The sequence below is a fragment of the Mucilaginibacter sp. P4_G9 genome, from assembly GCF_056400985.1.
In genome coordinates this window covers 1-1,165 of the sequence record NZ_JBFUKF010000792.1, presented here as the reverse complement: position 1 = coordinate 1,165, position 1,165 = coordinate 1, and the positions used below count along the sequence as shown (strand labels likewise).

General features: G+C 45.1%; 1 protein-coding gene. It reads right to left on the bottom strand.

The window, feature by feature from the left end; all coding sequences use genetic code 11:
- Positions 1–1,165: glycoside hydrolase family 2 TIM barrel-domain containing protein (locus AC1DPZ_RS27685; protein ID WP_477409580.1), on the bottom strand; the 1,165-nt coding region annotated here is incomplete at both ends.

Here is a 1,165-nt window from a genome sequence, read left to right as displayed (position 1 = left end):
TCCCAATTCTCACCGGGAACATCGCCGGAATAATATGTGCGACCGATCCCCGACTCGCCCAGGTAATCGATAGCCGACCAAACAAAATCGCCGATAATATAACTGTTGTTCTGCACCAGCTTCCAATTAACAAAAGCATCCCGCGGATTTGATTCTGTTTGAACAATGATGCGGGAAGGGACTCTTTGATGATCGGCCGGAGCGCTATTTAATTGATAATTATAACCACCGACGTCATGAGCCGCCATAAGCGGATCAAAATATTCCCATTCGTTACCCCAGGTAACAACAGCCGATGTAACAGGCCTGGTGGTATCAATATTTTTAACAGCGCCCACCAGCATTTGGGCAGTTTTTACCGCTTCCGGTGTTTTGCGCTCAGCTACCTCATTGCCAACACTCCACATAAAAACCGACGGATGGTTCCTGTCACGCCGCACCATTGTTTCCAAATCACGTTTCCACCATTTATCAAAATAGATCGAATAATCGTACTTGTTTTTACCCACTCGCCAGCAGTCAAAGGCTTCATCAATAACCAACAGGCCTAACCTGTCGCAAGCATTTAAAAAAGCTTCGGAAGGGGGATTATGAGAGGTTCTTACGGCATTGAAGCCTGCAGCCTTTAGCAGTTCAATTTTCCGTTCCTCAGCCCGGTCAAAAGCGGCAGCTCCCAGGCAACCATTATCATGATGAACGCATCCGCCGTTTATCTTTATCGTTTTACCGTTAAGCTGAAAACCATTTTCAACGGTAAACTTTATCGACCGGATGCCAAAAGCTGTTTGCGTATCGTCTATTACCTGGTTATCTTTTAAAATCTGGATCCGGGCCTGATATAAATTAGGAGTTTCCGGCGCCCATAGTAAGGGCTCGGACACTTTTATAGTTTGCGTAATTTCCTTTTCACTATTAGCCGGTAGCTCTACCTTTATTTTTTTACCCTCTGCTTTTTTAGCGTTTGCTGGCAGTAGCCCGACTTTCAAAAAAACACTTTGCGAAACAGAACTTTCGTTTTTTATTAAAGTTTTTATTTTAACGGATGCCTGTTTTGAAGATACCTCGGGCGTTGTAATTGCCGTTCCCCAATCGTCTGCATGCAAGGTGTTGGAAACCTTCATCCAAACGTGGCGATAGATGCCGGAACCACTGTACCACCTGCTGT